Genomic DNA, 21,569 nt, shown 5'->3' with positions numbered 1-21,569 from the left:
GGCGCCCGCCATGCTGCGCTACATCTTATCCCGGCTCGGCCAGAGCCTTATTTTGTTGCTGATCGTGTCTTTCATTGGCTTTGCCGTTCTGACTCTGGCCCCCGGCGGGCCGTTGTCGCAATTCGCGCTCAGTCCCGGCATGACCCAAGAGCAGATCGACAAGATCGCCGAACAAATGGGCCTCAACCGCCCGCTTTGGGTGCAGTATATCGACTGGTTCACCCATATGATCACCGGCGATTGGGGCACCTCCTATCGCGATGGCCAACCCGTTTTGCATGTGATCGGCAGTCACCTTTTTGCCACGCTGTTGTTGATGGGCACCGCCACAACGCTTTCGGTCAGCATCGGCAGTTCCATCGGCATCCTCAGCGCGATCCGGCGCGGGTCCCTCTTTGACACCACAATGACCATTGCCGCGATGATCGCCCTCTCGATCCCGACCTTTTGGTTTGGCCTGATCGCCATCTATATTTTTTCGCTCAACCTCGGTTGGTTGCCAGCGGGAAATATGTACAACATCGGCGATCAATCGGTGCTCGATTACCTGCGCCACCTGATCCTGCCTGCCAGTGTTCTGGCCCTTGTCGATGTGGCGATCTGGAGCCGCTACATGCGCACCTCCACCCTCAATGTGATCAATCAGGATTTCGTCCGCACCGCCCGCGCCAAAGGCCTGAGCTCGCGCCGGGTTTTGCTCAAACACATCGTTGGCAACTCCTTGGTGCCGATGATCACCTTGGCCGGGCTTCAGGTGCCGATGGTCTTGGGCGGCGCTTTGGTGACGGAAACCGTGTTCACATGGCCTGGCATGGGGCGGCTGTTCCTCGATAGTCTGGGCTATTCCGATTACCCGGTGGTGATGGGGCTGCTGATGGCCTCCGCCTTGCTCGTTCTCATCGGCAATCTCGCCGCCGACCTCCTGATCGCCCAGATCGACCCGCGTGTCCGGCTGGACTAAGAAAGGCCACTCTCATGACCTCTGCCCCGCTCACGTCTCCCGTCCGCCGCCCGCTCATCCAATCGCGCGCACTGCGTCGGTTTCTCTCGCATCGTCTGGCCCTGATCGGGGTGATCATGGTGCTGTCGCTGACACTGGCCTGTTTCATCGGGCCGCATCTGTTGCCCTATGACGAACTGCACATCGACCTGCGCGCCCGCTTCGCGCCGCCCGGCACCGGCGGCCATATTTTTGGCACCGATCCGCTGGGCCGCGACATTGCCGCGCGGCTGTTTCACGCGGGCCAGATCTCCATGGCCGTGGGGTTTGCGGTGATGATCATCGCCACTGCGTTCGGCTCCGTCGTTGGGGTGATCTCCGGCTATTACGGCGGGCGGGTCAGCGCGGTGCTGATGCGCATTGTTGATGCCTTCCTGTCTTTCCCTTCGGTGTTTTTGCTCTTGGCTCTGGCCGCGTTCATCCAACCCAGCCCGGTGATGATCGCCCTGATCATATCGGCGACAAGTTGGATGGAGGTCGCCCGGATCGTCGAGGCAGAGGTCAAATCCCTGCGCAATCAGGACTTTGTGCAGGCCGCGCATATGTTGGGCCTGTCCGGGCGCTGGATCATGTTCCGCGAGCTTTTGCCCAATGCCATCGGCCCGATCATTGTCGCCGCCAGTCTGACCGTGGCCCGCGCGATCTTGCTTGAGGCCTATATCAGCTTTCTCGGCTACGGCATCCAACCGCCGCTGCCAAGCTGGGGCAATATGCTCAACGGCGCGCAGCAATATCTGGCCTCAGCACCCTGGCTCGCCATCGTGCCGGGGGTGGCGATCACCATCGCTGTGACCGGGTTCAACTTTATCGGCGACGGGCTGCGCGATGCCTTTGACAGTCGCAGTGGTGGACGTTGAGATGAGCCGCAGATTTTCAAAATTCGAAGACACTCTATGGCATGCGACCGCGAGCGCCGCGCCCAAAACCGCGCCGCTTGCGGGCACGGTCACGGCCGATGTCTGCATCGTGGGGGCGGGATATTCCGGGTTGAGCACCGCCTTGGAACTGGCGCGGCAAGGCGTGTCTGTGGTGGTGCTGGAGCGCAAGGAGATCGGCTTTGGCGGCTCCGGGCGCAACGCCGGGCATTGCACCCCGACCTTCACCCATTACAGCCTGCCCGAGCTGCGCCGCGTGTTGGGCGCGCCTTGGGCCGAGCGCCTGATCCACCGCCAAACCCGCGCCAATGACAAGGTGAGCGAGATGATCGCGCGCTACGGCATCGACTGCGAATGGGAGCAAAACGGCTACGTTCAGGGCGCGCTCTATCCCAGTCATTTGAAAACACTGGAAAAACGCGCGCAGGAGTATAACAGCATCGGCGCGCGCACCCGGATGTTGGACCGCGATGAGACTCGCGCGATCACCGGATCGTCGCGGTTCTATGGCGGCTGGCTTCACGAGGAGGCGGGCGGGCTGAATGCACTTGGCTATGCCCGCGGCCTTGGCCGCGCGGTCCAAACAGAGGGCGGGTGCATTTTCACGGACACCGAAGTCACTGGCTGCGTGCGCGACAATGGCGCATGGGTCGTGCACACACCGCATGGCGCGGTGCGGGCCGAAAAAGTGATCTACACCACCGGCGCTTACACCGTGGCAGGCTGGCCGAAACTCGACCAGACCTTTCGCATCATGCGAGTGTTCGTGGCTGCAACCCAACCCCTGTCCGAGGCCGCTCAGGCGGTGGTTTTGCCCAAACGCACCACCATCCAGGACGGGCGCGGTGACATTTACGTCTATAAATACAATGCCCAAAACCGCATCGTCGCCTCGATGTTCCCGATGGGACAGCGCGGCCGCGATCCCAAATTCACCCGCCAAGTGCTCTCGGATCGGCTAAAATGGCTACACCCGGAGCTGCGCGAAGACCTCAGGTGGGAGTTCTTTTGGTATGGCGAATTGGACATGCAGCGCAAAACCATCCCCCGGCTTTACAGCCTCGCCCCCGGTGTCGTCGCCATGACCGGACTGTCCGGGCGCGGTGTGCCGACCGGGTCGATGATCGGCGGCATCCTGTCCGACTGGGCCATGGGCGTGGCGGAGGCCAATCTGGACCTCAAAATCGAACCGCTCCATGCCCAACCGCGGTATATGTCCATCGCCCCGCAGGCGGCGCTGCGCGGATACCGTTTGCGCGATTGGGCGCGCGCGAAAACACAAGGGGCGCCTTTGCCGCCTCATGCCTAGACCCCCGTTCAACTCAACCGAAATATCGCGGTGCCCGAGTGTACCGCAACAGGAGTGAAGACCCATGCCAGGACCTAAACTGGACCCCGTCGCCAGTGATCTAAGCCTCCCCGGAGCCGTTGATGTTGTGATCATCGGCGGTGGCATCGTTGGGGTCTGTACCGCGCTTGAGCTGGTTGAACGCGGTCTCAAGGTGGCGATTTGTGAAAAGGGCGAGATCGGCTGTGAGCAGTCGAGCCGCAATTGGGGTTGGGTCCGGCTGACCCATCGCGACCTGCGCGAAATGCCGTTGATGGTGGAATCGGTGCGGCTTTGGAAAGGCCTTGATGCGCGCATCGAAGGCGACACCGGCTATCGCCAATGCGGCGTCACTTTCACCTGTGCCACCGATGCGGCACTGGCCGAAGAACGCATCTGGCTTGAGCATCTCAAAGACTATCAAATCCCCGCCAAACTTCTCACCCGCGACGAGGCTTTGGCGCAATTTGACGGGCTCGACCTCGACATCAAAGGCGCGCTTTACAATCCGCATGATGGCCGCGCCGAGCCGCAAAAAGCCGCCCCTGCGATTGCCCGCGCGGTTCAGGCCCGTGGCGGCACGGTGCATCAAAACTGTGCCGTGCGTGTGGTTGAAACCGACGGGGGCAAGATCAGCGGCGTCGTCACCGAACAGGGCCGCATTGCCTGTTCCAAAGTCTTGGTGGCGGGCGGCGTCTGGTCGCGGCTGTTCCTTGGCAATCTGGGCATTGAGTTACCGCAACTGCGCACCAAAAGTACGGTTTTGGCGACAGAGCCGGTGCCAAATGGCCCCGAGGGCACGGTCAAATTCAAAGATTTCGCCCTGCGCAAACGCCGCGATGGCGGCTATACTGTTGCCTCCGCCCTGCCCAGCAAATATCAATTGACGCCCGACAGTTTCCGCCTGTTCTCCGCCTTTCTGCCAACGCTGAAAAACGAATGGCGCAACATCAATCTGGGCATCGGCCCGGCATTTCTGGACGCGTTGCGCACCCGTCGCCATTGGGGGCCAAAGGATCGCACACCGTTTGAAGACACCCGCGTGCTCGACCCCGCCCCCGACCCCGCCGCAATTGACAAGGTGTTCGACATCATCAAAGCCGCCTACCCGCTGTTTCGCAACGTTGGCGTGGCACAGCGCTGGGCCGGGTATATCGACGTATTGCCCGACATCATCCCGGTGATTTCCCCCACCGAAGGCGTCAAAAACGGCCTGCCCGGCCTGTTTGTCGCCACCGGATTTTCTGGTCATGGCTTTGGCCTAGGCACCGGGGCGGGGCGTTTGGCGGCGGATTTGATCACCGATCACCCGCCCGTGGTCGACCCCACACCGTTTCGGTTGCATCGCTTCTCGGATGGCTCGAAAATCACCCCTCTGAGCGGTGTGACCAGCCGATAAGACTGACCCCCACGGCCAGACAGGACAGCCGCATGACGCTTTTGCTCAACACCAATGACACCGACCGCATCGACGCCTTTCGCGCGACCTTTGCCCGCGACCTGCCCGATGTCACGCTGGTGACCCCGGAAGAGGCCTTTGATCCGGCTCAGGTGCGCTATGTGTTTACATGGCTGCCGCTGCCGGATTGGTCGATGTTCCCGGCGCTTGAGATCGTCTTTTCGGTCAGCGCCGGAGTCGATCAATTCGCCACCCTGCCGCCGGACTTGGCCTTGATCAAAATGAGCGATCCAAACAACACCCGGATGGTGGTCGAATATGTGCTGAGCGGCTGTCTGGCCTGTCTGCGCGATCTGCCGTCATATGCTTGGGCACAGCGGCATCAGGACTGGAAGGCCGCCCCGGTGCGCTGCGCCGCCGACACCCATGTGGCCGTTCTCGGGCTGGGCGAAATCGGCTGTCTGGCGGCCGAGGCGCTCAGGGATATCGGGTTTCAGGTCTACGGCTGGTCGCGCTCACAAAAGCATCTGCCCGGTGTGACCTGTGTCACCGGAAACGAGGCGCGCGACCATCTGCTCTCGCAGGCGGATATCGTGGTCTGCCTGTTGCCTCTGACGCCTGAGACGCGCGGGATTTTGAGCCGCGAGACCTTTGCCAGAATGAAACCCGGTGCCAGCCTTGTCCATGTCGGGCGCGGCGCGCACTGCGACTTTGGCGATCTGGCTGAGGCGCTGGGGCGCGGCCATCTGCGCAATGCGGTGATTGATGTGTTTGACACCGAACCCCTGCCCGAGGGCGATGCAGTCTGGGCGCTGCCCCGAACCTTTCTGACCCCGCATATTGCCGGGCGCACCGATGCGCAGACCGGGGCGCAAAACGTTGCCACCAATATTGCCCGCCACAAGGGTGGGCTTGATCTGTTGTGGCAGGTGGACCGCCGCAAAGGCTACTGAAAACACAATACAAAAACCCCCGCAAGCGGAACGCAGCTTGCGGGGGGATTGGCATCACGGGAGGAGGATGTGATGCGGGAGGAGAGGTTTGATTTAAAGCCTTTTGCATTTTTCCTGAATCAGGACATGTGGCAAACGCTCACGAGCCGTCGATGGTGTGGGCGTTTCGCCTATGATCTGGCTCAGATCAAAGGCAAAACGCTTTAGACGCGGCGTCCCGCCTCGGCGGCGATGTCACGGATTGAGTGGCGGGAAATCCCGAGGTCGGTCAATTCATACTCCGTCATCATCGAGAGTTCGCGAAACACGCGATCTGCTTCGGCGCGTTGGGCACGGCGGTGGGAAAATTCGGCACGCAACGCAGCAAAACGATCCATAAACGGCTGCGTGACGGCGAGGTTTTGGGTCATATAGGCCATGGTAATCGCTCCTTTGGTCTGTCGCTCTGTTTTGGGATACATTGGCTTTCAAAGCGCTTCGATCCCCTGTCTTGCACCCTATATGCGCCTGTTAGCGCCCCCACACTAGAGACAAGGCGCGAAGGCCGTCATGCACAAGACGCATAGCAAACGCCGAAAGCCATGCATCAAACGAAGATACCCCCTATCTCTCCCACACTTGCAAGACGCGCCCCCTTTATGATCTATGGGCACAGGCTTATCTATGGATCAGACCGGCCACGATCAAAGACATCAGGCCACGCACAAAGACATAAGGACCGCTCATGCCCCTCGCCCAAACGCTCGCCAAATCCGTCTCCGTCGGCCCAGAGGGGCTGAGCCGTCCGGTCACCCTGTCCAACACCCTGCCTTTTGGACTGATCGCGGGCCCGTGCCAGTTGGAAAGCCTCGATCACGCCCGCATGTTGGCCGAACGGATCGCTGAGGCCTGTGATGCGACGGGCACGCCGTTCATTTTCAAAGGCTCCTATGACAAGGCCAACCGCAGCTCTCTGTCGGGCAAACGCGGCCTTGGTGCCGAGGCAGGTCTCACTATCCTGTCCAAGATCCGCGACGAATTTGGCTGCCCGGTGCTGACCGACGTGCATGAAACCCACCATTGCGCCATGGCCGCCGAGGCGGTGGATGTGTTGCAAATCCCGGCGTTTCTGTGCCGTCAGACCGATCTGTTGCTGGCCGCTGGCGAAACCGGCAAAACCATCAACATCAAAAAGGGGCAATTTCTGGCTCCTTGGGACATGGACAATGTGGCGGCGAAAATCGCCTCGACCGGCAATGACAAGATCATGCTCTGTGATCGCGGCACCTCCTTTGGCTACAACACGCTGGTGAGCGATTTCCGCGGCCTGCCCCGTATGGCCGAAACCGGCTATCCGGTCTGTTTTGACGCCACCCATTCGGTGCAACAACCGGGTGGCAATGGCACCTCGACGGGCGGCGATCGCACCATGGTGCCGCCTTTGGCACGCGCCGCCGTGGCTGTGGGCGTGGCTTGTTTGTTCATCGAGACCCACGAAGACCCGGACAATGCGCCCTCGGACGGGCCAAATATGGTGCGGATCGAAGACCTGGCCGGGCTGTTGTCCACCCTGCGCGCCTTGGATCAGGTCGTAAAACCCGGCACCTAAACCCGGACTGGTTAAGCGCGGGTGAAAGCTCAAATTTTCAGATAAGCGCCGCGCCCGTGCCGCAATTTGGTGCCGGACGTGGCCGCATTTGAAAACAATTCTGATGAGACCAACCATCAGGATGTTCCAAAGGGGTTTTCCAAATGCAAACAGCGCCACAAAAACCGCAAGCCAATCCGAAGCCGCAACAGGTGCCGCAGCCACAAGCCCGCGCGCCGCTGCCGTTTATTGTCAAACGCACCGTCAGCTACACCGATTGGGCCGCATTGTAACGCGAGGTAACGCGCACCCAAAGAGGCCATCAGACCGCTTGACGCCCGTAGCGTTGCCTTGGCACACTCACAGAACCGTTCCCTCCTGCTGTGCCAAGGCCCGTCATGCCCTCTCCCGTCTCTTCCATCCGCAACCTCGGCCCGACCTCGGACGCCTCATATGCCCGCGCCGGGATCACCTCCGCCGAGGCCCTGCGCGACCTCGGCCCGGATGCCGCCTATGCCCGGCTTTTGGCCCATGGCAGCCGGCCGCATTTCATCGGCTATTACGCCATGGTGATGGGGCTTCAGGGGCGGCCCTGGAATGATTGCAAAGGGGCGGAGAAAACCGCCCTGCGCGCCCGGTTTGATGCGATTGTCAGTGCCGCCTTGGCCGATGACACGGCGCCGCCCATCGGGATCGAGGTGATTTTGGACACCATCGGCACAGGACTTAGACGTTGATCAGTCCCTGTTTTTACCGCGACCAAATACTCACTTATCCCGGATCAAACAAAAAGGCCGCCCCGAATGGAGCGGCCTTTCATAGTGTCAAATCAGAACGGTCTTAGCCAACCAGTTCGAGACCGGAGAAGAAATAAGCGATTTCTGCCGCGGCGGTTTCCGGAGCGTCGGAGCCGTGCACGGAGTTTTCGCCAACGGAAAGCGCGAATTCGGCGCGGATGGTGCCGGGCGCGGCGTCTGCCGGGTTGGTGGCGCCCATGATTTCGCGGTTTTTCGCGATGGCGTTTTCACCTTCGAGAACCTGAACCACAACCGGCTCGGAGATCATGAAGTCACACAGTTCGCCAAAGAAAGGCCGGTCTTTGTGCACGCCGTAGAACACCTGCGCCTGAGCCAGGGTCATTTGAATGCGCTTGGATGCGATCACGCGCAGGCCAGCTTCTTCGAATTTCGCGACGATGGCGCCGGTCAGGTTGCGTTTGGTGGCGTCGGGTTTGATGATGGAGAAGGTGCGCTGGATAGCCATGGGAGGAACCTCTTGGATCGGTTTTTAAGGGAACCGGGCACAAGCGAACCCGCACCCGAAGATTGCGCGCCGGATAGCACGGGTGGGCGGCTTTGAAAAGCAGAGTTTGAAAAGCGGTGATTGACCTTCGCCGCAGTCTCAGGCATGGCTCGCCACATGTTGAAAATTCGCGATATCACCTATTCCGTTGACGGCCGCACTCTGATCGAGAATGCCTCCGCCACCATTCCCACCGGCCACAAGGTCGGGATTGTCGGTCGCAATGGCGCCGGCAAGACCACCCTGTTTCGCATCATTCGGGGCGAATTGGTCCTTGAAGGTGGCGTGATCGAAATGCCCGCTCGCGCCCGCATCGGTGGCGTGGCCCAAGAGGTGCCGGGCAATGAGGTCTCACTGGTGAACACGGTGTTGGCGGCCGATGTCGAACGCGAAAGCCTGATGGCCGAATCCGAGACCGCAACCGACCCGCATCGGATTGCCGAAATTCAGACCCGTTTGGCCGATATTGACGCCTGGTCTGCCGAAGGCCGCGCCTCCAGCATTCTCAAAGGTCTGGGATTCACCGAAGAAGAAATTCACATGCCCTGCTCCGCCTTTTCCGGCGGCTGGCGGATGCGTGTGGCGCTGGCGGGCGTGTTGTTCTCACAGCCCGACCTTCTGCTTCTTGATGAGCCGACCAACTACCTCGATCTTGAGGGCGCTTTGTGGCTGGAAAGCTACCTTGGCCGCTACCCACATACGGTGTTGTTGATCTCCCACGACCGCGCACTTTTGAACCGCGCCGTGGGCGGCATTTTGCACCTCGAGAGCAAAAAACTGACGCTTTATACGGGCGGCTATGATGATTTCGCCAAAACCCGCGCCGCACAGCGCGCGGTTCAGGCGGCGGCGGCGAAAAAACAAGACGCGGCGCGTGAGCACCTGCAAAGTTTTGTCGATCGGTTCAAAGCCAAGGCCTCGAAAGCAAAACAGGCGCAGTCCCGCGTTAAGATGCTGGAAAAAATGGAGAAAATCACAGCACCCGAAGATGCGGCGCGGGTGGTGTTCTCTTTCCCAGAACCCGAAGAACTGTCGCCACCGATCATCAACATGGAAAACGCATCCGTGGGTTACGATGGAAAACAAATCCTCGGCAAGCTCGATCTGCGCATCGACCAAGACGACCGGATCGCGCTTTTGGGTCGCAACGGCGAGGGCAAATCGACGCTCTCGAAACTGCTGTCCAACCGCCTCGCGCCGATGGGCGGCAAGATGGTGCAGCACAACAAATTGCGCATCGGTTTCTTTGCACAGCATCAGGTCGATGAGCTCTATCTCGATGAGACGCCGCTGCAGCACCTTCAAAGCGCTATCCCCGGCATGTTGGGGCCAAAACTGCGCGCCAAACTGGCCGGATTTGGCCTTGGCGCGGATCAGGCGGACACCGAAGTCGGGCGCTTGTCCGGTGGGCAAAAAGCGCGTTTGTCGCTGCTTCTGGCCACGCTTGATGCGCCGCATTTGTTGATCCTCGATGAGCCGACCAACCACCTCGACATCGAAAGCCGCGAGGCGCTGGTTGAGGCGCTGACAGCCTATACGGGCGCGGTTGTCTTGGTCAGCCACGACATGCATTTGCTGTCGCTGGTGGCGGATCGGCTGTGGCTGGTGAAAGACGGTCGGGTCGCCCCCTATGAGGACGATCTCGACGCCTATCGTCGCCTGTTGTTGACCGGCGATGACAAGCCGAAAGAGGCCAAGAAGGCCACAAAACAGACCGCCCCGGCAAAAAAAGCCAGCCGCGAGGAAATCCAAGCCTATAAGGCCGAGATTCGCAAATGCGAGGAGCGTGTTGGCAAGCTCAATGACATGAGCAAGAAGCTACAGATCAAACTGGCCAACCCGGCGCTTTACGAAGACAAAGAGGCCGCCGTGATTTGGCAAAAGAAATATTCCGAAGTGGTCGACGCGTTGGAACGCGCGGAATCTCTTTGGATGGATGCGCTTGAAAAACTAGAAAAAGCAAACGGTTAAGACAGGTCTTTGATGGAGCTGCAAACCCTCATCACCGCGTTTTTGACCCTGTTCGTGATCATTGATCCGATCGGGCTCGCGCCGCTGTTCGTGGCACTCACGCCCGGGGCCTCGGCCGCGCATCGGCGGGCCGTGGGCCTGCGCGCGGTGACGATTGCCTTTGTGATCCTGACGGTGTTTGGCCTGTTTGGCGACCACGTCCTGACCTTTGTTGGCATCTCCATGCCGGCCTTTCGCATCGCGGGCGGGCTTTTGTTATTTTTGACCGCGCTTGAGATGTTGTTTGAAAAACGTTCGAAACGGCGCGAAGAACACGCCCAGCACCCCGAACATCAACCGGTCGAAGACCCGTCGGTCTTTCCGCTGGCTACACCGCTTTTGGCCGGTCCGGGGGCGATCACGTCGATGATCTTGCTGATTGATCAATCCGAGGGAGTCAGTGGCGTGTTTTTCGTCCTTGGCGTCTTGTTGGCCGTGCTTTTGGTGGTGCTGTTTTTCTTTGTGATGAGCACCGCGATGGAGCGGATTTTGGGCGCGACGGGCATCAATGTGGTGACGCGGTTGATGGGGATGCTCTTGGCTGCGCTCTCCGTGCAATTCGTCATTGACGGGCTCAAAGCGGTGTTTTTCTAACATTTACCTGATAGTTGCGTGACTGGCGCCTGTGTCACGCTGACAAATCCGAAAACACACCCTATCTATACCCCATGGACAGCTTTGACACCGCCCGCATTCTTTATCTGTCGCTCCTCTTGGGGGCGGTTGGATTTTATTACATTGTCGCCAACCGCCGCAATCTGGGGCAGGTGTTGCGCCATGCCGCGCTTTGGGCGTTGATTTTTATCGGTGCTTTGGCGGCGGTCGGGCTGTGGCAGGACGTGCGGCCGCGCCTTGCCCCGGCGCAAATCATCCGAGGCGATGGCGTGATTCAGGTCGATCGCGATCAAAGCGGGCATTTTTCACTCACCGCTATCGTCAACGGCGCACCCGTTGAGTTTTTGGTCGATACCGGCGCGTCCAATGTGGTGCTCTCGCTCAAAGACGCCGAACGCGCCGGGATCAATGTCGACGATCTGACCTTTACTGGCCGCGCTCAGACCGCCAATGGCACCGTGCGCACCGCCCCGGTCAAGATCGACACATTGAGTTTGGGCGGCATCCAGGACGACCGGGTCCGCGCCTATGTCACTGATGGCGATCTGTTTGGATCGCTCTTGGGGATGGATTACCTGCGCCGCTATGATCGCATTGAAATCAAACAGGATAAGTTGATTTTGACCCGCTAAGCCGGTCACGGCAAAGCGTCACGCGCTTTCGGCCTTCTTTTCCCATCTGCCACTTTCCTCGGACCAGTATTGCGCCTGTGCCCCCGCGCCTGTCAGCGATTTCCATTGCACCCGCGCCTGTTGCACCGCCTCCGGGTCGTGACCGTCAAACAGGATACAGACCCGATCCGCGCGGGCGACCTCGTCGGCACTGATCTCGGCACCACCGACACTCATGATGCAGGAGGCCCGATTGGTCCCCGGCGCGAGCGTCAACAGAATGGGTTGATCGGCATCATGCGGCCCATTTGCCAAACCATGCGGTAAAAACCCGTCGCGCGCCCAAAGCGCGGTATCAAGCGCCGCAAGCGTCTGTTCCGAGCGCCCCCGGACCTCAACCCGCCAGCCTGCCGCGAGAGATTTCTCCGACAGGCTGGCCAGGGTCACGGCCAGAGGCGCTTGGGTCAAGTGATAGAAAAAGGCAGCGCCCATAAGGGATTAAGCCTCTTTATTCATGTCATCGACAAGGCGGTTGAGCGCCAAAACGCCCCAACCTGTCGCGCCTTTCGGGGCCAGAGTGGTCGGAGTTTTCGTCAAAGCCACGCCCGCGATGTCGAGGTGAATCCAAGGGGTTTCGTCTTTGACAAAGCGTTTGAGAAATTGCGCCGCAGTGATCGACCCGGCCGCCCGGTCGCCGACGTTTTTCATATCCGCAACATCGGATTTGAGCATCTTGTCGTAATTCGCGCCCATCGGCATCCGCCATGCGCCCTCGCCCTCCGCGCTGGCCGCTTTGAGAAACGCGTTGCAGAACGGATCATCGTTGGAGAAGACGCCCGCGTTCTCATGGCCGAGACCGATGATGATGGCGCCGGTGAGCGTGGCCAAATTGACCATGGCGCGGGGCGCAAAACGGTCTTGGGCATACCACAACACATCGGCCAGAACCAAACGGCCCTCGGCGTCGGTGTTGATGATCTCAACCGTGTCGCCTTTCATCGAACGGACCACATCGCCCGGACGGGTCGCGTTGCCATCGGGCATATTTTCAACGATGCCGACAATGCCCACCACATTGGCGGCGGCTTTGCGCAGGGCCAGCGACTTCATCACGCCCGCGACAACACCCGCGCCGCCCATGTCCATGGTCATGTCTTCCATGCCAGCCGCCGGTTTGATCGAAATCCCGCCAGTGTCAAACACCACGCCCTTGCCGACAAGAGCCAATGGAGCTTCGTCCTTGCCGCCCTTCCATTGCATCACAACCACTTTCGACGGGCTGGTCGACCCTTGGCCCACGGCCAAAAGCGTGCGCATCCCCAAGGCTTCGAGATCGGCCTCTTCCAGCACTTCAACCTCAAGACCCAAGGCCTCCAAGGCTTTGAGACGGTTGGCGAATTCGGTGGTATTGAGGATGTTGGATGGCTCCATCACCAGATCGCGGGTGAAGAACACGCCCTCGCTCAGCGCCTCGATGGTGGAGAGATCGACGGTCTCGGGTTTGGTCACGGCAATCGTCACCTCGGGGATGTCCTTGGCCGGGCCGTCGCCCATGTGATCGGAGAATTTGTAATGCTTGAGCGCCACGCCCAACGCCAGCTCTTCGACGCGTTTGACACTACCGGGCAGCACCAAAGCGCCCGCTTTTGTGACCGCATCCCCAATCGCAGCACCCGCCTTGCGCGCCAATTCAACAGAGGCCTGATTGGACAGTTTCACCACCTGAATCGCCTCGGCCGCCATGCCCGCCGGATAGGCCAAATCTTTGCCCTCGCCTTCGGCCATCTCCTCAAACGCATCGCTTTCCACGAACCGCGCCAGCGCGCCTTTGCTCAAACGGTTGATGCGGCGGGCGGCTTGGCCCAGCGTGCCCTCCGGGCTCACCACAACGGCGACACGCCCGCTTGCGGTGGCGATGGCATCAAGATCAAGGGCAGCAACTGTCGGCTTAACGGGTTGGGTCATCGGGAATCCTTTGTCGAATGTGTCGCGTCTGTGCCGATGGGACAGCTCACCGTCCCTTTGGCGCTCGCACTATAGGTAGACCTCAAAGGCGGCGGTGACCAGAGCGAGATTACGGGTTTCTCCCGTCCTCTCGGCGCGATAAAGTCCGCGCAATCTGTCAGTGGTCTTGGGGAACGCGTTTGGGAAGATTCGACAAATACATGCTTCAGCAATTGCTGATGCTGTTCGGGTTTTTCTCGCTCGTTCTGGCTTTGGTGTTCTGGGTCAACAAGGCGGTGAGCCTTTTGGATTGGCTGATGGGCGATGGTCAATCGGCCTCGGTGTTTTTGCAACTCACGCTGTTGTCCCTGCCAACGATCCTGGTCAATCTGTTACCGATTGCGGCCTTTGCCGCCACGGTCTATGTCACCAACCGTTTGTCGGCAGAATCGGAGTTGGTGGTGGTTCAGGCGGCGGGCTATTCGCCTTATCGCCTCGCGCGCCCGGTGTTTTTCTTTAGCCTTATCGTGGCCGCGATGGTGGCGATCTTGGCCCATGTGTTGGTGCCGCTTTCCGTGCAAGAACTGGACATGCGCCGCAGCGAGATTGCCCGCGATGTCACCGCGCGGCTGTTGACCGAGGGCACATTTGTCCACCCGACCAAGGGCATCACCTTTTATGTGCGCAACATTTCGGCGGCGGGCGAATTGGAAGATATCTACCTGTCCAACAGCCGTGATGCGAGCCAGCGCCAAAGCTTTATGGCGTCGCGCGCCCTGATCGTCAAAGGCGATGGCAGCACCGAAAACGGCGCGCCGATGTTGTTGATGTTTGATGGCATGGCGCAGACCTATGAGTTCAGCGGCAAACGTCTCTCCGTCACCCGTTTTGACAGTTTCGCCTATGGGCTTGGTGGCCTGATAAACACCGATGTGGCCGGGACACGTTCGATCCGCGCGACCACCACATTTGATCTGTTGCGCGCAAACCCCGCGCTTCAGGCCGACACCGGAGTCAGCAAAGATGGCATGATCGCCGAGGCCAATATGCGTATGAACAAAGCCCTTCAGAGCGTCGCGATCAGCCTGATCGGCTTTGGCACGCTGATCGTCGGCGGATTTTCGCGCTTTGGCCTGTGGCGACAGATTTTGGTCGCCATCGTGCTTTTGGTGGTGGTCAAGTCCATCGACAACACGCTCGAAGGGATGATTGACAATGACGCGCGGCTTTGGCCGTTTCGATATTTCGCCACGCTTTTGGGACTTGGCATGTCATGGGCCTTGCTGTGGAAAGCCGCCCATCCGCGCCTGCGCCGCGCGCCCGGTTTGGGGAGCGCATCATGAGGCTTGATCTCTATTTCGCCCGCCGGTTTTTGCGGGCTTTGCTGATCGTCATGGCGATTTTCGCCGGGCTGATCGTGATGGTCGAAAGCCTCGATCAAATCCGCAATTTCTCTGGCCTCGACATTGGATCTATGGCGATTTTTTCCATGGCTTTGCTGCGCCTGCCGCGCACGATCTATGATATACTGCCAATCATCGTGGTGATTGCGACGCTGGTGTTGTTTCTCGGGCTGGCGCGCTCCTCGGAACTGGTCGTCTCTCGGGCCTCCGGGCGCTCGGCGTTGCGGTCCTTGCTGCCGCTGGTGGTGGTGGTCTTTCTGTTTGGTCTCTTGTCGGTTGCGGTGTTGAACCCGGTGGCGTCGACCACCGCGCGCAGCTTTGAAACCCGCTCAGCGCTTTATCTCAAAGGCGAGCGTCAGGTGTTTTCGGTCTCGGACGAAGGGCTCTGGCTGCGGGAAGGCTCGCAAGACGGCCAAATGGTGATCCGCGCCACGCGGTCCAATCTGGATGGCTCCGAATTGTTCGACGTCAGCTTTATCGGCTTTGCCAAAGCGGGCCTGCCGCTCTATCGGATCGAAGCGGAAGAGGCGCGCATCAAAGGCGGACAATGGCAGCTTGTGAACGCCAAACGCTGGCCGCTTTTGGGGGCCGCCAACCCAGAGGCGGCGGCGACCTATCACGACACACTGACACTCAACACCACGCTGACCCTTGCGGAAATCCAGGACCGCTTTGGCACCCCGCAAGCCGTGTCGATCTGGGATATGTCGGGCTATATCAAAAAGTTGGAAACCGCAGGTTTTTCGGCGCGCAGCTATAAAATGTGGCTGCAAAGCGAATTGGCCCTGCCCTTTACCTTTGTCGCCATGCTGTTGATCGGGGCCGGGTTCACCATGCGTCACACCCGGCTGGGGCGGACCTCGACCTTGGTGGTGACAGCGATCATCCTGGCCTTTGCCTTTTTCTTTCTACGCTCTTTCGCGATCATTTTGGGGCAAAACGGGCTTTTGCCGATCTCTTTGGCGGCATGGGGCCCGCCGATGGCGGTGATTTTTGCCTCTCTTGCGCTGCTGCTGCATTTGGAGGATGGATAGGCCATGACTGTCTCACCTCTTCCTCCCGAGCGCCCGCTGCGCCCTGCCCGTTTGGCTCTGGCCTTGGCCCTGAGCTTTGGCTTTGGTCTGGCCCTGCCGGACGCGCAAATCGGCGCCGCCTTGGCCCAAGACAGTCAAGAGGACCAAGCCCTGCCCACAGCACTTTTGGCCGACAGCGTCAGCTTCGATGGCACTGTGCTGATCGCCACGGGCGCGGTCGAAGTGATCCAAGGCAACGTGCGTCTGACCGCCAGCCGGATCACCTTTAACCAAAGCACCGGGCAATTGCAGATCGACGGCCCGATCCGTCTGACTGAAAGCGGCGGTGACACGGTGATCTTGGCCTCAAGCGCCGATCTCGATACCGGGCTTAAAAACGGCATCATGACCTCGGCGCGGATGGTCGTCGACCGCCAATTGCAACTCGCCGCCGCCCGGCTTGATGTCGTGGACGGGCGCTATCTGCGGCTCTCAAAGACGGTCGCCTCGACCTGTGAAGTGTGCGCCGCCCATCCTGTGCCCTTGTGGGCAATCCGCGCCAGCGAGGTGATCCACGACAGTGAGGCGCATCAGCTTTATTTCACCAACGCGCAATTGCGCATCGCCGATGTCCCGGTGTTGTGGTTGCCACATCTGCGCGTTCCCGATCCCACTCTCAAACGCGCGCGCGGTTTTTTGATCCCAGAGCTGCGCACGGATTCCACCTTGGGCACCGGGATTGAAACCCCCTATTTCATCCCACTGGGCGACAGCCGCGATCTGACGATTTCGCCCTATATCGCCACCAAAACCACCACGCTGGGCCTGCGCTATCGCCAAGCCTTTGCCCGCGGCGAGATCGAAGTGAACGGCGCGGTGAGTGCGGACGACACCCGCGATGGCACCCGCGCCTATCTCTTTGCCGAAGGCACATGGCATCTGGGCAATGGGTTTGAATTCGGGGCCGATCTGCGCGCCGCCTCCGACATTGCCTATCTGGTGGATTACGGCATTTATGACGGCGATTTTTTGCCCTCCAAACTGACCCTCACGCGCTATTCCAAAGGCGAGGCCTTTGATGCGCAGTTGATCCATATGCGCACTTTGCGCGCTGCCGATTTGGGGATCGAAGACACGTTGCCGTTCTTTTTGGGCGAGGTCATGTATGAACGCCGGGTCGATCCGGGCGCCATTCCCGGTGCCTTGACCTTTGGCCTCTCCGCCTCCTCCTCCTATCGCGATTCAGAGGTCGATATTGACGGCTATGACGTCTTGCGCCTGGGTGCCGAGGCGGCCTGGATCACCAGCGCAGTGTTCGGGCCGGGGCTGAAATGGGACAGCACCGCCGCCGCCTATGTCGATGCCTATGCCATGCATCAAAATTCAACCTATGAAGACACCGTCGCGCGATTCACCGGGTCGTTTGAGAGCAAACTGAGCTGGCCCTTGACCCGCACCACGGCGACAGGGGCCTCCGAACTGATCGAACCGATGATCCAACTCGGGTGGTCTGACAGCATCGGCGGCGACGTCCCAAACACCGATTCGACCCTTGTGGAATTTGACGAGGGCAATCTGATGACCCTCGCCCGCTTTCCCGGCGCGGATCGCCGCGCCACCGGGGTTACGGCGGCGGCGGGTCTGCATTTTGCCCATTACGCCGAGACCACCCAATATGAGATCACCCTCGGTCGGGTGCTCTATCTCGATGACAGTGCCGAATATTCCGACGCCTCGGGGCTGTCCACCACGCAATCGGATTGGCTTTTGGGTGCCTCTATCGCCTTTGACGCGGGCTTTGATACCCGCCTCGCCTTTCAAACCCGGTCCTTGTTTGATGATGCGTTTGATTTGGCCAAATGGGAAACCCGTCTCGATTACATGCGGCCCCGCTACACTCTCGGCGCGTCTTACGCCTATGTGGTGGCCGATGCGATGGAACATCGCGACACGGCGCTCAATGAGTTCGGCTTCGATGGCTCCTTCCGATTGGCGAAAAACTGGTCCGCCAACCTCGAATATCTTTACGATTTCACCGAGGATGAGGCGACGCGCACCGGGCTTGGTCTTCAATTCGAAAATGAATGCGCCCGTGTCCGTTTCAAGGTCTCGCGGCGCTATTCCGACACCGAAGCCCTTGATCCCACCACCAGCTATTCCCTCTCCATCGGCTTTGGGGCCTATGGCGCGAACGGTAAAAAAGACACGAGCTGTGGCTTTGGGGCGCTCTAAATCCGCACGCATGGGCAGGCAGCGGCGGGCATATGCCACCGGGAGAAATGCCCGGGCAAAAGGGTGGGACAAACTGGGCCGCGCAATCCGCTTGGCCCGCGCGTCGAAACCTCTTAGAAAGAGGTCAGACGCCATAAGCAGGCAACACACGAGGGTGGGCATGAGACGTAAATTCGGGGCACTCGACACATCGCAGAGCAGAGCAATCAAGCGCCACGGCGCGCGTCGGATGTCTGCCGCGTTCCGCAGCATGGCGCGCGGCATGGTGCAGATGGCAGCCCTTGCGGCGCTGTCGCTTTCGGCCCTGTCTGTGACCCTCTCTCCCGTGCTGGCGCAAAACATGTTTGCCCCTGTCGCCTATGTGAATGACAAGGTGGTGACCCGCTATGAACTGACCCAACGCGTGGCACTTTTGCGCGTTTTGGGTGGGGCGGCCTCGGAAAAAGACGCGCTTGATGCGCTGATCGACGAACGTCTCAAGGCCGAAGCCGCAGCCCGCGTGGGGTTGCGCATCACCGACGAACAAATCGCCCAAGGCATTCAGGAATTCGCGGCGCGTGGCCAATTGAAGCCCGAACAATTCCTCAGCCTGATGGCCAAAAACGGCGTTTCGGCCCAGACCGTGCGTGATTTCCTCTCGACCGGGTTGATCTGGCGCGACTATGCCCGTGGCCGTTTTGGTGCCAAGGCACAGGTCTCAGACTCCGAGATCGACCGTGCCCTGCAAAACAATGGCCCCTCCGGCGGCCTGCGCGTGTTGTTGTCCGAACTGTTCCTGCCGGCGCGCACCCCGGAAGAGACGGCAAAATCGGAAGCTTTGGTCAAAGAAATCGCCGCCAACCCGACGATTTCAAACTTTGCCGCGGCGGCCGCAAAATATTCCGTTGCCCCGAGCCGTGAAAAATCCGGTCGCATGGATTGGGTCGCAGTTGGCGATTTGCCGCCCCCCCTGCGCGCCGCTGTGATCACGCTCAAACCGGGCGAAATGACCGCGCCCTTGTCAACAGGCAACGCCATTGGCGTGTTCCAACTGCGCCAAATCGCGGAGACCGATGTGGCAACGCCCAACGCCGACGCCATCGAATATGCCGCTTATTACATTGCCGGGGGCCGCTCTGAGGCGGCGCTCAAACGTGCGGCTCAGGTCAAGGCTTCAGTAGACACCTGTGATGATCTCTACGGCATCGCCAAAGACGAACCCGAAACTGTGTTGCAGATCGACACCCTGCCCGTCAAAGACATCCCCAATGATGTGGCGATTGAACTCTCAAAACTCGATCCGGGCGAAGTGTCCACCGCGCTGACCCGCGCGGATGGGCAAACTTTGGTGTTTTTGATGATGTGTGGCCGCAGCTATGAGGCCAACGACAGCGCCGACCGCGACCAAATCCGCCAACAGCTTTTGTCGCAACGCATCGGCGCCTTGGCCGACAGTTTCGTGGCCGAATTGCGCGCAGATGCGACGATTGTGATCCCATGAGCAAATCCGCCTCCACCGCACCAATCGTCCTGTCCTGTGGCGAACCTGCGGGGGTGGGGCCTGAGATTGCGGTGAAAGCGGCGCAGGCTTTGGACGGATCTGTGCCGTTTTTCTGGCTCGGCGATCCGCGCCATTTGCCCCATGGTGCCCGCTTTGCCGAAATTTCCGATCCCGCCGAGGCGCATCATGTTGCCAGTGGCAGTTTGGCGGTGTTGCGCCATGAGTTTCATGCCCTCGCCACGCCGGGGGTGCCCGATTTTGCCAATGCCCAAGGGGTGATCGACGTGCTGCGCCATGCTGTGGCTTTGGTGCAAACCGGCCAGGCTTCGGCGTTGTGCACCGCGCCGATCCATAAAAAAGTACTCAAAGACGGGGCCGGGTTTGCCTATCCGGGCCATACCGAATTTCTGGCCCATCTGGCCGGCGTCGAGCGGGTGGTGATGATGCTGGCCTGCCCCGAACTACGGGTGGTTCCGGTGACGATCCACATCGCGCTGCGCGATGTGCCTGAGGCGTTCACGCCCGAGCTTTTGGAAGAAACAATCCGCATCACTGCCGCCGATCTGGCCACATTTTGGGGCATTTCCGCCCCACGCATTGCCATTGCCGGGCTGAACCCCCATGCCGGCGAAGGCGGGGCGATGGGCGATGAGGAGCTTGAGTGGATGATCCCGCTGATCACCCGCCTCAAGGGCGAAGGCTTTGATCTCAAAGGCCCGATGCCGCCCGACACGATGTTTCACGCCGCTGCGCGGGCAAACTATGATGTGGCGCTCTGTGCCTATCACGATCAGGCGCTGATCCCGATCAAGACCATTGATTTCGCTGGTGGCGTCAATGTCACGCTGGGCCTGCCGTTTATCCGTACCTCGCCGGATCATGGCACCGCCTTTGACATCGCGGGCCGGGACAAAGCCGACCCAACCAGCCTGATTGCGGCGCTCAAGATGGCGCATGAAATGAGCCATGCCAAAAGGCAAAAGGACCACGGATGACAAGTTTTGATGGGCTGCCACCGCTGCGCGATGTGATCGAGCGGCACGGGTTGGTGGCTAAAAAGTCTTTGGGCCAAAACTTTTTGCTCGACCTCAACCTGACCTCGAAAATCGCCCGTTTGGCGGGGGATTTGTCAAAATGCGATGTCTTGGAGGTCGGCCCCGGCCCCGGCGGTTTGACCCGCGGGCTTTTGGCCGAAGGCGCGCGCAAAGTCTTGGCGGTGGAAAAAGACAGCCGCGCCATTGCAGCCCTCGATGAAATTTCCGCGATCTACCCCGGACGGTTGGAGGTTTTGAACGCCGATGCGCTTGAGATCGACCCGCTGGAGCGGCTGACGCCGCCGGTGCGCATCATCGCCAACCTGCCCTATAACATCGGCACCGAACTTTTGGTGCGCTGGCTGACCCCGCCAAGCTGGCCGCCCTATTGGTCCTCGCTGACCCTGATGTTTCAACGCGAAGTGGCCGAACGCATCGTGGCACAGCCAGGCAGCAAGAAATACGGACGCCTCGCAATCTTAAGCCAATGGCGCACGCGGGCCAATATCGTGATGGAATTGCCGCCCGAGGCCTTTACACCGCCGCCGAAAATCCATTCCGCCGTGGTGCATTTCGAAGCCCTGCCCAAAGCGCGGTTCGAGGCCGATCCGAAAGTCTTGGAACGCATCGTTGCCGCCGGGTTCAACCAGCGTCGCAAAATGCTGCGCGCCTCGTTGAAAGGCGCAGCCCCCGAGATCGAAGATCGCCTGAATGCCGCCGGGATCAAACCCACCGACCGCGCCGAACAAATCTCGGTCGAGGGGTGGTGTGCCTTGGCGCGCGAAGTGGCCAAGACCTAGACCG

21 protein-coding genes are annotated in these 21,569 nt (G+C 60.1%); 17 read left to right on the top strand and 4 right to left on the bottom strand.

Annotation, left to right across the window (positions count from 1 at the left end):
* Positions 1-10: 10 nt before the first annotated feature.
* From B30_RS09345 to B30_RS09325, 5 genes are all read left to right on the top strand, one after another.
* Positions 11-961 carry an ABC transporter permease gene (locus B30_RS09345; RefSeq protein ID WP_009571804.1) on the top strand — a complete coding sequence of 317 codons (951 nt, stop codon included), beginning with the start codon at positions 11-13 and terminating at the stop codon, positions 959-961.
* A 14-nt stretch (positions 962-975) separates the two neighbouring features.
* On the top strand, positions 976-1,857 hold the full coding sequence (locus B30_RS09340) for an ABC transporter permease (RefSeq protein ID WP_009571803.1): 882 nt from the start codon (positions 976-978) through the stop codon (positions 1,855-1,857).
* Between the two features lies 1 nt (position 1,858).
* Entirely contained in the window at positions 1,859-3,184 is a 1,326-nt protein-coding gene (locus B30_RS09335; protein ID WP_009571802.1) for an NAD(P)/FAD-dependent oxidoreductase, read from the top strand.
* A gap of 64 nt (positions 3,185-3,248) precedes the next feature.
* Positions 3,249-4,601 (top strand): NAD(P)/FAD-dependent oxidoreductase, encoded by a 1,353-nt coding sequence (locus tag B30_RS09330; RefSeq protein ID WP_009571801.1) that lies wholly within the window; start codon positions 3,249-3,251, stop codon positions 4,599-4,601.
* Between the two features lie 32 nt (positions 4,602-4,633).
* Positions 4,634-5,554: a 2-hydroxyacid dehydrogenase gene (locus tag B30_RS09325; protein ID WP_009571800.1), complete on the top strand. Its 921-nt coding sequence runs from the start codon at positions 4,634-4,636 to the stop codon at positions 5,552-5,554.
* A 203-nt stretch (positions 5,555-5,757) separates the two neighbouring features.
* Here the strand turns inward: B30_RS09325 and B30_RS09320 are convergent, their stop codons facing one another.
* Positions 5,758-5,973 carry a hypothetical protein gene (locus tag B30_RS09320; RefSeq protein WP_009571799.1) on the bottom strand — a complete coding sequence of 72 codons (216 nt, stop codon included), beginning with the start codon at positions 5,971-5,973 and terminating at the stop codon, positions 5,758-5,760.
* A gap of 305 nt (positions 5,974-6,278) precedes the next feature.
* Between B30_RS09320 and kdsA the strand changes: the two genes are divergently transcribed.
* From kdsA to B30_RS09310, 3 genes are all read left to right on the top strand, one after another.
* Positions 6,279-7,142, top strand: a complete 864-nt coding sequence (gene kdsA / locus B30_RS09315; protein ID WP_009571798.1) for a 3-deoxy-8-phosphooctulonate synthase — start codon at positions 6,279-6,281, stop codon at positions 7,140-7,142.
* A gap of 143 nt (positions 7,143-7,285) precedes the next feature.
* The gene (locus tag B30_RS22645) at positions 7,286-7,414 is read left to right on the top strand and encodes a hypothetical protein (protein WP_269771041.1); all 129 of its coding nucleotides are present in this window, start codon (positions 7,286-7,288) and stop codon (positions 7,412-7,414) included.
* Positions 7,415-7,519: 105 nt separating this feature from the next.
* A complete protein-coding gene (locus B30_RS09310) occupies positions 7,520-7,858 on the top strand; it encodes a TfoX/Sxy family DNA transformation protein (protein ID WP_009571797.1) in 339 nt (112 codons plus the stop codon).
* Between the two features lie 103 nt (positions 7,859-7,961).
* On the opposite strand, the gene ndk is transcribed toward B30_RS09310, so the two are convergent.
* On the bottom strand, positions 7,962-8,384 hold the full coding sequence (ndk, locus tag B30_RS09305; RefSeq protein ID WP_009571796.1) for a nucleoside-diphosphate kinase: 423 nt from the start codon (positions 8,382-8,384) through the stop codon (positions 7,962-7,964).
* A 156-nt stretch (positions 8,385-8,540) separates the two neighbouring features.
* Between ndk and abc-f the strand changes: the two genes are divergently transcribed.
* The 3 genes from abc-f (at position 8,541) to B30_RS09290 (ending at position 11,680) form a co-directional block, all read left to right on the top strand.
* Positions 8,541-10,394: a ribosomal protection-like ABC-F family protein gene (abc-f, locus tag B30_RS09300; RefSeq protein WP_009571795.1), complete on the top strand. Its 1,854-nt coding sequence runs from the start codon at positions 8,541-8,543 to the stop codon at positions 10,392-10,394.
* 12 nt (positions 10,395-10,406) lie between these two features.
* Positions 10,407-11,027 (top strand): MarC family protein, encoded by a 621-nt coding sequence (locus tag B30_RS09295; protein ID WP_009571794.1) that lies wholly within the window; start codon positions 10,407-10,409, stop codon positions 11,025-11,027.
* Between the two features lie 74 nt (positions 11,028-11,101).
* The gene (locus B30_RS09290; protein WP_009571793.1) at positions 11,102-11,680 is read left to right on the top strand and encodes a retropepsin-like aspartic protease family protein; all 579 of its coding nucleotides are present in this window, start codon (positions 11,102-11,104) and stop codon (positions 11,678-11,680) included.
* Between the two features lie 18 nt (positions 11,681-11,698).
* Here B30_RS09290 and B30_RS09285 read toward each other — a convergent pair whose 3' ends face one another.
* The gene (locus B30_RS09285) at positions 11,699-12,151 is read right to left on the bottom strand and encodes a DNA polymerase III subunit chi (RefSeq protein WP_009571792.1); all 453 of its coding nucleotides are present in this window, start codon (positions 12,149-12,151) and stop codon (positions 11,699-11,701) included.
* 6 nt (positions 12,152-12,157) lie between these two features.
* The gene (locus B30_RS09280; RefSeq protein ID WP_009571791.1) at positions 12,158-13,624 is read right to left on the bottom strand and encodes a leucyl aminopeptidase; all 1,467 of its coding nucleotides are present in this window, start codon (positions 13,622-13,624) and stop codon (positions 12,158-12,160) included.
* A gap of 200 nt (positions 13,625-13,824) precedes the next feature.
* Here B30_RS09280 and B30_RS09275 point away from each other — a divergent pair, with 200 nt between their 5' ends.
* From B30_RS09275 to rsmA, 6 genes are all read left to right on the top strand, one after another.
* Complete coding sequence (locus B30_RS09275; RefSeq protein WP_009571790.1) at positions 13,825-14,946, top strand: LptF/LptG family permease; 1,122 nt, start codon at positions 13,825-13,827, stop codon at positions 14,944-14,946.
* Positions 14,943-16,040: an LPS export ABC transporter permease LptG gene (gene lptG / locus B30_RS09270; protein WP_009571789.1), complete on the top strand. Its 1,098-nt coding sequence runs from the start codon at positions 14,943-14,945 to the stop codon at positions 16,038-16,040. The genes B30_RS09275 and lptG overlap by 4 nt, the downstream gene beginning before the upstream one ends.
* Before the next feature lie 3 nt (positions 16,041-16,043).
* On the top strand, positions 16,044-18,251 hold the full coding sequence (locus B30_RS09265) for an LPS-assembly protein LptD (protein WP_009571788.1): 2,208 nt from the start codon (positions 16,044-16,046) through the stop codon (positions 18,249-18,251).
* A gap of 160 nt (positions 18,252-18,411) precedes the next feature.
* Positions 18,412-19,731, top strand: a complete 1,320-nt coding sequence (locus B30_RS09260) for a SurA N-terminal domain-containing protein (protein WP_193217677.1) — start codon at positions 18,412-18,414, stop codon at positions 19,729-19,731.
* The gene (gene pdxA, locus B30_RS09255; RefSeq protein ID WP_009571786.1) at positions 19,728-20,726 is read left to right on the top strand and encodes a 4-hydroxythreonine-4-phosphate dehydrogenase PdxA; all 999 of its coding nucleotides are present in this window, start codon (positions 19,728-19,730) and stop codon (positions 20,724-20,726) included. Before B30_RS09260 ends, pdxA begins: the two co-directional genes overlap by 4 nt.
* Positions 20,723-21,565 (top strand): 16S rRNA (adenine(1518)-N(6)/adenine(1519)-N(6))-dimethyltransferase RsmA, encoded by an 843-nt coding sequence (rsmA, locus tag B30_RS09250; RefSeq protein ID WP_009571785.1) that lies wholly within the window; start codon positions 20,723-20,725, stop codon positions 21,563-21,565. Before pdxA ends, rsmA begins: the two co-directional genes overlap by 4 nt.
* Positions 21,566-21,569: the final 4 nt, after the last annotated feature.

The organism is Celeribacter baekdonensis B30 (genome assembly GCF_000299875.1).
GTDB classification, from domain to species: domain Bacteria; phylum Pseudomonadota; class Alphaproteobacteria; order Rhodobacterales; family Rhodobacteraceae; genus Celeribacter; species Celeribacter baekdonensis_A.
This window is presented reverse-complemented; position numbering and strand designations above follow the sequence as displayed.